The 9842-nt window shown below is 33.8% G+C and carries 11 protein-coding genes and 2 pseudogenes; 12 read left to right on the top strand and 1 reads right to left on the bottom strand.

The annotated features are described in order from the left end of the window. From B5X64_RS21930 to B5X64_RS21885, 10 genes and pseudogenes are all read left to right on the top strand, one after another. Window positions 1-195: pseudogene (locus B5X64_RS21930) on the top strand (DUF6882 domain-containing protein); the annotation flags it as partial. A gap of 132 nt (window positions 196-327) precedes the next feature. Then, on the top strand, window positions 328-954 hold the full coding sequence (locus B5X64_RS21925; RefSeq protein WP_079467255.1) for a hypothetical protein: 627 nt from the start codon (window positions 328-330) through the stop codon (window positions 952-954). Between the two features lie 9 nt (window positions 955-963). Then, window positions 964-1197 carry a hypothetical protein gene (locus B5X64_RS21920; protein ID WP_079467254.1) on the top strand — a complete coding sequence of 78 codons (234 nt, stop codon included), beginning with the start codon at window positions 964-966 and terminating at the stop codon, window positions 1195-1197. Window positions 1198-1338: 141 nt separating this feature from the next. Then, on the top strand, window positions 1339-1764 hold the full coding sequence (locus tag B5X64_RS21915; RefSeq protein WP_079467253.1) for a hypothetical protein: 426 nt from the start codon (window positions 1339-1341) through the stop codon (window positions 1762-1764). Window positions 1765-1840: 76 nt separating this feature from the next. Continuing rightward, window positions 1841-2836 (top strand): annotated as a pseudogene (locus tag B5X64_RS21910) (RHS repeat-associated core domain-containing protein); the annotation flags it as partial. Window positions 2837-2839: 3 nt separating this feature from the next. Beyond that, window positions 2840-3217 (top strand): hypothetical protein, encoded by a 378-nt coding sequence (locus B5X64_RS21905; protein WP_079467251.1) that lies wholly within the window; start codon window positions 2840-2842, stop codon window positions 3215-3217. Between the two features lie 321 nt (window positions 3218-3538). Further along, window positions 3539-4606, top strand: coding sequence for an RHS repeat domain-containing protein (locus B5X64_RS21900; protein WP_079467250.1), 1068 nt, complete (start codon window positions 3539-3541; stop codon window positions 4604-4606). Beyond that, a complete protein-coding gene (locus tag B5X64_RS21895) occupies window positions 4607-4834 on the top strand; it encodes a hypothetical protein (protein ID WP_079467249.1) in 228 nt (75 codons plus the stop codon). Between the two features lie 178 nt (window positions 4835-5012). After that, the gene (locus B5X64_RS21890; protein ID WP_079467248.1) at window positions 5013-5282 is read left to right on the top strand and encodes an RHS repeat-associated core domain-containing protein; all 270 of its coding nucleotides are present in this window, start codon (window positions 5013-5015) and stop codon (window positions 5280-5282) included. 388 nt (window positions 5283-5670) lie between these two features. Then, window positions 5671-6561, top strand: a complete 891-nt coding sequence (locus tag B5X64_RS21885; RefSeq protein WP_079467247.1) for an SDR family oxidoreductase — start codon at window positions 5671-5673, stop codon at window positions 6559-6561. Between the two features lie 113 nt (window positions 6562-6674). On the opposite strand, the gene B5X64_RS21880 is transcribed toward B5X64_RS21885, so the two are convergent. Further along, the gene (locus tag B5X64_RS21880; RefSeq protein ID WP_079467246.1) at window positions 6675-7271 is read right to left on the bottom strand and encodes a Crp/Fnr family transcriptional regulator; all 597 of its coding nucleotides are present in this window, start codon (window positions 7269-7271) and stop codon (window positions 6675-6677) included. A gap of 582 nt (window positions 7272-7853) precedes the next feature. Here B5X64_RS21880 and B5X64_RS21875 point away from each other — a divergent pair. Further along, a complete protein-coding gene (locus B5X64_RS21875; RefSeq protein ID WP_079467245.1) occupies window positions 7854-8657 on the top strand; it encodes an SDR family NAD(P)-dependent oxidoreductase in 804 nt (267 codons plus the stop codon). Between the two features lie 116 nt (window positions 8658-8773). Next, window positions 8774-9388 carry a DUF4142 domain-containing protein gene (locus B5X64_RS21870; RefSeq protein WP_079467244.1) on the top strand — a complete coding sequence of 205 codons (615 nt, stop codon included), beginning with the start codon at window positions 8774-8776 and terminating at the stop codon, window positions 9386-9388. Window positions 9389-9842 lie beyond the last annotated feature (454 nt).

Here is a 9842-nt window from a genome sequence, read left to right as displayed (position 1 = left end):
GGCTTTGAAGAAGCATTTGATACATATAGAGGCATGCAACTGGATGAAGATGATGATTTTCAAGCTTGGTGTAGTGAATGTGAAAAAGTGCGGTTACAATCTGATGGATGGAATGATGAGTCTGAAGAGTTTGCAAAGATTAAATTGATCTGTGAAGACTGCTATTTCGAACTGAAAAGCTTTAATACTAAATAATAACAAATTAGTATAAAAGCTATCTGGTCAACATGTAAATTTGAGCATCTAAATAAATGAAAAATTATTCTGTAAATTAATTTTTCTCTTCTTTAATTCTTTCTTCATTTTACCTAAAATCTCAGACTAGTAATGAAAAAGGATCGAAGAAAAACAAATCTCAAAAAACGATGGCATGAAGAAACTTATGAAGAACTTTACGGTAAGGTTATTAAAAATCTAAAATTAAATCATGAAGGCGTACAGTATGGTACAGTTCAAGCCATAAGAGAGGCAGAAAATAATTGGGGAGTTTTAGGAATGGCAGGAGAGACAGCAGCTTTTATTATGGCTGAAGGGCTTATACCTACTAGTCCGTCTAGTAAAGGATCAAAAAAACCATATTCATCTTCAGGCCATTACAATAATATGTCAGCACTTCGAAATGGAGTTTATGAGATGGATGATGTTGCAATATTTTCTTTCAAAGGAGATGTAGGGAACGGTACACCAGAAATGATTATATACGGAAGATTAGAACCAACAGGAAAACATTTAGATTTAAATGTTGATATAATCCCAAGAAGTGTTATGGAAGGAACACTGACTTTAGAGCAGTCATATATTAAGTATAAAAATAAAGTAGGAATTAAACCATACAGAAGCTATATAGAAAATTGGGCCAAAAATAAAGGGTACAAATCTATTAGATATTATAATGAAAGATCAACAGGACCTGCAACAGGAAGAATGCAAAGTTCTAAGAGGTACAAACTGTAATAAAATAATATGGAAAATTTAAAATTCATTGAAGAGATTAAAAAAAATAAAAATTATAATCTAGAAGATATTATAAGGATTTTTATTGATAAAAAAATTCCAAAATATGTTGCGTTTGTTCTAATAAAGACAAATTTTAATTATGATGAGCAAAAAATAATGTATTATCTTAATTTATTGTGTAAGAACGAGGAACCTAACCCCTTTAATGAAGATTTTATTAATTATTCAGAAGATGATTAGTTTTTGTACCATCAGGTTTATGTGAAAGGCAATTATGTTTATGACACTATGTACAGTGGAACTCCAATAAGAACTAAAGATTATATTAGAGCATACAAAAAAATGAATCCTCAAGGTATAAAATTACAAAGACAATAATGTATGGCAGAAATAAATATTAATACTCTAATTTTTGAAATCTTAAATAAGATTTCAAAAATTAGAACTGCAAAAGTTTCAATGTTTCCATTAGATGATACTTATGGCCATCCTCCATTTCTTCGCTTTGGATTTTCTTTAGCAGATGAAACAGAATTAATCTCTATTCTTAAGAAGATCATTAGTGAATTTGAAGGAAATTTGAGATGGCTAATTATAAGAAATCCTGACAGCAAAAATTGTATTTTAATTCCTGAAATTTTTGAAAAAATTTCATCCGAAGGCCAATTTTACAAGAAAAATTTCTGGGTAAAACAATTTGGGGAAGATACCTATAAGAGATACATTGACTTTTCTTTGGAAGATATACCGAAATTATCTGAACATATAAAAAAAGGATTTCCTAAGATTTTTCATCAAAACGATTAAGTGGAGTTGATATTTTTTTTGAGACAAAATGTTTGTGCTTCGTCTTGTTTAGTGGTATTACCATTACTATTATGATGCAAGATATTACGACCCAAAACGAAGTTTTTGGTTAAGTGTAGACCCATTAGCAGAGATTACCATGTCTCCTTATGCTTATGTTTGGAATGATCCTGTTAACTTTACAGATCCTACAGGATTGATGGGGGAAAGAGTGGGAGGATCGGGAGATGGACCAAGAAAACCAAATCCTAAAACAATATATGGACCCAAAGGAGGTAAATTAATTGAAGAGGTTATTTTAAAAGGTGTAAAAAAGTCAAATGCTGTAACACCAACATTTTCGCAAGCACCAGATAAGAGAATGCCCACTACAATGGGAGCAACTATACAAGATTATAGAGACTCTGCACCTATGTCCGGGTACGGAACTTCTATGGGGATGAATATTGTTGGAAAGGGGCTTATGAACCAATTATTAGATTTTGGTAATTTTCTAAGAAATAGTTTTGGTGACCAATCAGATTATGCCGGATTAGGTCCAAGAATGACCAAGTGGGATGGAAATACAATGTCAGCTACAGAAAGCCAAGATGCTAAATTTAATGCTCTTTTAACGGCTGATGTATTGGTGACGGCTGGTGTAAGTACTTTAGGATCTGTGTCTTATGCAGAATCTGGGAGTATCAATTATATGAAATCAACAGATAATTTTGCTAGGTTTGCAGCTCGAGCTGCACCTCAAGAAGGAGCATTGGATGTAATAGGGCATGGAGGCCCCAGTATATTTCAAGTTAATAATATTACAGTTTCGGGAGGTGAACAACTAATTAACCATAGAGTCTTAGCAAATTTAATAAGACAAAATCCTCAATTTGTTGGACAAGATATCAGGTTACTTTCTTGTAGTACTGGAGAAGGAGCATTTGCTCAAAATTTAGCAAATAAATTAAAAACTAATGTATTTGCGCCAAATAATACATTATGGGCACATCCAAGTGGCAGGTTTAGTGTTGGTGCAACATCTTCTGCCAATACTGGAAAAATGATTAAATTTATACCAATAAAGAAATAAAATATGTATAAGGAATTTGGATTTTGGAAAGAATATGGAGATAAGTATAAAGATTATCCTTCAATAAATCTATATATTAATAAGGATATTAATGATTTATATGATAAGAGTAAATTAATTCCCTACTTAAATTTTGGTGGTATAATTGCTGTTTCAAGTAAAATTAATTTTCCTCATTTATTTAAGAGTCAACAAAGATTAGGTGAGTTTTTGCTATTAACTGATGGCTTTTGGGTATGGCCGGAAGATTTAGCTGAATATGTACTAAATTATAATGTTATTTTACCTACGGAATGGTATGATTTAATATTATCAAATAATTATAGAATACCAGAGAAAATTAAATTTCAACAGCAAGATGTAGAGTGGGTTCGCTATTAATAAGTTTATTTTCATTTCCCCTTTTTACTCTGATAGATATAAAATTTTTGGATAAATATTTTGAAGGAGCAGATAACTTTTGGATATATTCTGTTGCTATCCTCCTTACCAAATTATATTTTAAAAACCAAATAAAATTTGCTAAAATTATGATGCAAATTTGTAATTTTTTACAAATGCTTCGTTTCTGACAATGACAATGAATGCTCTCTCGCTACCGCACGAATCCGTGTGGTAGTTTGTAATTAAATTATTCTAATTTTCAGCGGAACTTCTATATTGCTTAACGCTAAAGGCAATGTTAACCATTAGTACGAGTACATGCCTTACGGAGAAATGCTGATGGAGAATACCGATTTTAGTTATGACAACCCTTATAAGTACAATGCTAAGGAGTTTGATATGGCAACAGGTTACTACTATTACGGAGCAAGATATTATGATCCTAAACGTAGCTTCTGGTTATCTGTTGACCCGTTATCTGAAATTACCAACTCACCTTACGCCTATGTTTGGAATGATCCTGTTAACTTTACAGATCCTTCGGGATTGATGGGGGAAAGAGTGGGAGGAGAAGGAGATGGACCAAGAAAACCAAATCCTAAAACAATATATGGACCTAAAGGAGGGAAATTAATTGAGGAGGTTGTTTTAAAAGGTGTGAAAAAATCTGAAGGTACACGTTTATTGATACAAGGGTACATAGATATTAATAAAGGTTTCGAAGATGGCGTGATGGACTATAGTAAAGATGTTTATCATTTTGTTACGAAAAATGCATATTCTACAAATTGGTGGGCTAGTAAAGTTGCCGAGACTATTTTTGCAGCATCATATATTCAGGATATGAATAAAATTCGACCTGATGGATCTACAAACTCTATAGATCTTTTAAATAGTGTTTCAAATGCATCTGCCTATGATGTCGGACATTTTACCGGATATAATAGTGCGCAGTTTGCAACTACAGCAGCTCTTACTGAAGGTGGAGGATTTTTACTAAATAATATTAGAGGCATTAGGTTAAGTCCTAAAGTAGGAATGAGAATCCTTTCTAAACCAGAAATGGCTAATATTTGGGGGGCCGGTCCTAATCTTGTAAAGATAGGTACAATTGAGGGCGATGTGATGATATTTTCATCAGAAATTGGAACAGAAACTGTTGAAGGGATAACAAATTTTGCCGTTAAAGGTGGTAAATTGCATTTGAACAAATTACATTTGCAGGGGTATTCGGGTGGAAATGTTGGAAGAGGAGCTCTATGGGATATTGCTAAGGATTTAGGAAAACAATTTAATGTAGAAGAAGTTCTTATTCAAGGAGGGAGAAGGACCACAGGGAAATATAAAGGACTAGTTCCATCACCAGTAAAAATTAAAGTTGATTAAATGATAAAAATTGTATTAGATAGTTGGAGAGAAGGGTTTGAAAAAGTATCTCTAACAAAGCTTCAAATGGATATGCTTGGGAAATCTTTAAGAGAATCCAAAATTAATGTAGATTCTCTTTTAGAAAATAAGAAGGTGATTATTGAAATTAATAATATAGATTTGGCAAATGAATTTTTGAGAGAGACTAAAAGAATTGGAGTAAATTGTAAGTTACTTGTAGATTAATAATCTTGGAGTTGTTATCTTTTTTGAGACAAAAAGTTTAAACTTTTGTCCTCTTTAAATTAAAATAAGTTTTCCCAGGTTACCGCACGAATCCTTTCGTGTGATAGTTTGAAATCTGAAATATACTGGATACACCCTGATTACCAATAAAGGAGATGTTACCAATTGGTACGAATACATGCCTTACGGAGAAATGCTGATGGAGAATACCGATTTTAGCTATGACAACCCTTACAAATACAACGCTAAGGAGTTTGATGTGGCAACAGGTTACTACTATTACGGAGCAAGATACTACGACCCTAAGCGCAGTTTCTGGTTAAGTGTAGACCCACTAGCAGAAATTACGATGTCACCTTATGCCTATGTTTGGAATGATCCTGTTAACTTTGCAGATCCTACGGGAATGATGGGGGAAAGAGTTGGAGTGACCGGGAGATGGTATTAGGGAAGGACGTATCCAAGAAGTAATAATAAAGGGAAAAAAATCTAATTGGTGGAAAAGGAATATTTCGGGACCAATTTGGAATTTTTTCAACAATTTACATGATGGAGCATGTTAAAAGGATTCAATATTGTAGTATTAACATCTCATTAAGGAGTTGAGCTAATATAAATTAATAGAATAGTTAGATAAAAACTTATTTGCAAGTATACTATTATAAATTAGTTCTTATATTAATACCTTATTTGTACCTTTTAATTATAACTATTTGATTTTCAGTATAAGTTATTTTTGAAGAAGAAAAGCGATTGGTAAAATAGCCGCAACAATCGCTGTAGCCGCAGTTGCTCCCTCAACTTTGGCACAGTCATCAAACAACAAAACAAGAAATATGAAAACACCGAATCTTACCGATCCGAGAACTAAATATCCGAAACCGCCTTTTAAGAGCCAATCTCAGCCATTTCCTGGATTAACAGGTAAAATGACACCGATTCCAGATCATGGCGAAAAAAGCTATGTGGGATCAGGAAGATTATCAGGGAGAAAAGCATTAATTACGGGAGGAGATTCCGGTATTGGCCGCGCAGCAGCGATTGCCTATGCAAGAGAAGGTGCCGATGTTGCTATCAATTATCTTCCTGATGAACAAGAAGATGCTCAGCAGGTCATTGAACTTATTAAGAAAGAAGGCCAAAAAGCAATTGCAATTCCCGGTGATATCCGCAATGAGGCCTTTTGTAAAAAGCTGGTCGAACAGGCGGTGCAGCAGCTTGGAGGTTTAGACATTTTAGTAAATAATGCAGGTCATCAGAAAAGTAATGAATCTATACTCGACATCAGTACAGAAGATTTTGACTGGACGATAAAAACAAATATATATGCTCCTTTTTGGATCACAAAAGCTGCTTTACCGCACATGAAACCTGGCTCAAGCATCATTGGTCTATCCTCGGTTCAGGCTTATGATCCGTCTGCTGATCTTTATGATTATGCGCAAACGAAAGCAGCAACAACAAACTATGTAAAATCTCTTGCCAAACAGCTTGGTCCGAAGGGAATAAGAGTGAATGGAGTAGCACCGGGACCAGTTTGGACGCCGTTGCAGGTAAGTGGCGGGCAAACACAGGAGAATCTGATAAAATTCGGAGGTGATACTCCGCTGGGAAGACCGGGTCAACCAGCTGAGCTTGCCTCTATTTTTGTACAGCTGGCTGCCAATGATGCCAGTTTTTCAACAGGACAAATTTACGGAGCTGCAGGAGGAAGCGGTCAACCGTAATGTCATTGATTATTTGAGTAAGAGGCTGCTATTTAGACAGTCTCTTTTTTATGGTAGTCAGCAATGGTGCTTACCAGCTATTAGAATTATTTATTTCTTTGGAAGAAAAAATATTAAAAATAGATCTTTCTGTTTTTAATTTTTAGAAATTTTTCGCTTTCCATTTTTTTTACGGCTCTTATTACGGTTTCTATTCGCAGTCCCGTTATTGATGCTAATTGTTGGCGGGTAAGTGGAACTTCGTAAGAATATTGAGTCTGATCATCGCTTAAACTCTTAAAATACACCAGAATACCTTTAATTCTTTCATGAGAATGTTTTGATGCATTATTCTGCATCATAATAAATTTATGATACAGCCTTTCTGAAATAAACTTCCGAACATCTGTTGCAGATTTATGATGCTCATCCAAAAGTAACAGAAATTTTTGTTTAGGAGTTTTTATAATTGTACATTTCGAAATAGCAACAGCATTTACCGGATAATTTTCATCAATAAAAAGCAACAGCTCACAAACACTTTGCCCATCACTTAAAATACTTTGAATTAACTCTTTCCCATCCTCATCTATGTGATTAAGTTTTACAAAACCACTAATGATCTGATAGTAGTATTTAGGTACATCATCTTCGTTGAAAATAATGTCAGAAGAGGAAAATGTTTCTGTGATTCCGCCGTATGATTTCAGCAGTTCGATGTCAACAAGCATAAAATATTATTTAAGTTAATGATATAATTCGATTAAGTTACAAATTATGGTTGCTAGAAAGTATAAATTTAAAGTCTTTCATAATCAGTGTCTAAACAATTTTTTTGCCAACAATGACAATAACAACAAAGATTTAAAGTCTGATGTTATAAATGCAATTTACAATATTTACACGAAGTTTCATTTACGGATGCATAACAATTTTTAATATCATTAATATGTTGTCGTTGACCATGTACCAATATACTTTTTTCTAAACTTAAATGATCATTATGATTCAAATCATAGGAAATATTAATTTTCTATGATATTTTTGAAACACACCAAACCAATTAATGTTATGAAAACAATAATTAATATGACGACTCTTCTGTCGCATGTGGCAATGTGCTGTAAAATGACCGAAAATCGATGTGCAGCCGATGTTTCTATTTCTGTTAAAAATACCCTTTTTATCAATTGCTCTTATTCTAATCTATTGTTTAGCTGACGATACGGTGTATGTTATAAACTTATATAATATTGAAATATATCTATTACTTTATACGTTCATGGCTCTTAGAAAATTAAAACAATATCAATATGGAACACAATAAAGAATATGCAATCGTTACCGGAGCGACAAGCGGAATAGGGTTTGAGCTGGCAAAGCTTTTAGCTAAAGATGGCTACAACCTCGTTATCGTCGGTCGTAATCAGGCGACACTTACACAAACCGCATGTCGATTAATAATCTATGGAGTTAAAATAATTACCATGAATAAGAATTTATTTTATCTCAATGATGCCTTATCGGTTTATACAGAATTACAGCAACAGAGCATAAGCCCGTCAATTCTGGTTAATGCGGCAGGTCAGGGTTGTTATGGTGAGTTTCACAATACAGACATGTATAAAGAGCTAGATATAATTAACCTAAATATCACCTCGGTAATTCTTATCACAAAGCTATTTTTAAAAGATAGAATAGGAAAAGGCTCAGGAAAAATTCTTAATCTGGCATCAATTGCCAGTAAAGCACCGGGACCGTGGCATTCTGTATATCATGGCACAAAAGCTTTTGTATTATCTTGGTCCGAAGCAATTCGTGAAGAGCTTAAAGATTCAGGGATTACGGTTACGGCGCTGCTTCCCGGTCCTACAGACACAGATTTCTTTAATAAAGCGATGATGAATGACAGTAAAATTATGGAAGATAAAGATAGTTTCTCTACTGCAGAAGAAGTGGCAATCGACGGATATGAAGCTTTAATGAGTGGTAAAGACAGCGTGATCTCAGGTCTTAAAAATAAGCTTACCGTTGCGATGAGCAACCTTGCGACCGACAGCATGGCAGCATATAGAATGGCCAACATGCAAAAACCAAAATCTGAAAGCTACAGCTAAATGCAATAAGGGATATTGATGTAAAAACGCAAAAAATAATTTTGATAAAAATTGCTTAAAATATTAATATAATTACACAAAATTTATATTACCATCCTAACACTTTAATTTTTATTATGAAAAAAACAATTGTAACACTTTTTGCAGCCGCTTTAATGGTCGCTTGCAATAAAAAAGAAACTTCTGACAATGTTGATCATTCTAGTGATCATATGGAAACATCCGCCCAGGATGAATCTGCCACGATCGGTACAGATTCTCTTACAACCATTAATAATTCTGCATCAGTTGCTCAGCTAAGCGACCAGGATAAGAAATTTGCCGATGCTGCTGCAAAAGGCGGAATGATGGAGGTGATGGCAGGAAAGTTAGCTGCTGATCTTTCTACAAATACCAACGTTAAGACGCTTGGCGAAATGATGGTGAAGGATCACACTAAAGCGAACGATGAGCTGAAACAATGGGCATCAAAAAATGCATACACATTACCTGCAAAATTAGACGCAGATCAGCAGAAAAAATATGATGAACTGAAAGCAAAAAAAGGTGTTGAGTTTGATCGAATGTATACTGATCTTATGGTAGCTGATCATCAAATAACAATTGCTGACTTTAAAAAAGAAGTTGCCGAAGGCTCTGAAACCACTCTGAAAAACTTCGCCTCAAAAGCACTTCCCACATTAGAACATCATCTGATGGAATCTCATAAAGCACAAAAAGCAGTAAAATAGCTCAAGATAATGTCCCACTAAAAGGTGGGACTTTCTATTGGTGCATTTTTATTCTTTAAGTTAATCGATTATGAACAATAATTGATTGAAATTCGTATTAAAATTCTATGAAAACACTGCCTATGACTATAGTCATAGGAAAAAAAGGGGTCAACGATAAATTTGTTAGAGACTTATAATCGTTGTGAAAAGTAAGAATTTAAAAACTATAATTAAAGATAGGGTACATGAAAAAATTAAGTAAGCATATCCTCAATTTTATTATCCAAAGATAGATATAGCACCATCCATTTATATATAAAACCTGTTTAAACTTATTTAGAAAATGAGTTTCCAGAAAATTAGCAATTTAGAGTTGCAAAAAAAGAACTAAAATCTGGAACTCATAAGCAAAGATAAACTGGAAAAATGGATTTTACCTCATTTAAGCAAAGGCAAACGAGGGTTTTCCACG

The sequence above is a fragment of the Chryseobacterium balustinum genome (assembly GCF_900168205.1).
In the GTDB taxonomy this organism is placed as follows: Bacteria; Bacteroidota; Bacteroidia; order Flavobacteriales; family Weeksellaceae; genus Chryseobacterium; species Chryseobacterium balustinum.
This window is presented reverse-complemented; position numbering and strand designations above follow the sequence as displayed.